Raw genomic sequence first — 420 nt, 5'->3', positions numbered from 1 at the left:
CCTCACGTAAGAGGCTCCGGAACGCTTACAGGCTTCCCTTATATTTCCGGTTGCCTCCACGGCATACAGATGGGTCGCGTCAAAGACGGTTCGGATGGACTCCCGGCTCATGAATTCTTCCATCTCTTTCTCCTCCATCCGACCGGAGACCACGTGAATCAGCCGGCTTTCCGGCAGTAAGTCCGCCCCGTAGCCGCTGATGACGCTGACACAGACAGCGATTTCCTGCTGCATGCAGTATTCGGCAAGAAGCCGGCCTTCCGTGGTGCCTCCGAAGATCAGGATCCTACACATTCCGGTACCCTCTCGGCGTCACCATCTTTCCGTTTATCACCTTTGTCTTCTCATTGCCGATGAACACGGTGGTAAACATGTCGGCGGGGGTATATCTTAATTGAGAAAGCGTCATCACTTCCATGG

The 420-nt window shown here is 54.5% G+C and carries 1 protein-coding gene and 1 pseudogene; both read right to left on the bottom strand.

Going from position 1 to position 420, the window contains the following annotated elements:
* Positions 1-294 (bottom strand): precorrin-6A/cobalt-precorrin-6A reductase (locus NE473_RS30345; RefSeq protein WP_256265569.1); only part of this gene is annotated, 294 nt, incomplete at its 3' end.
* A pseudogene (locus NE473_RS30340) lies at positions 287-420 on the bottom strand (precorrin-3B C(17)-methyltransferase); the annotation flags it as partial. The gene NE473_RS30345 and the pseudogene NE473_RS30340, both read right to left, overlap by 8 nt.

Source organism: Hungatella sp. SL.1.14, assembly GCF_024460495.1.
Classification (GTDB): domain Bacteria; phylum Bacillota; class Clostridia; order Lachnospirales; family Lachnospiraceae; genus Hungatella; species Hungatella hathewayi.
This window is presented reverse-complemented; position numbering and strand designations above follow the sequence as displayed.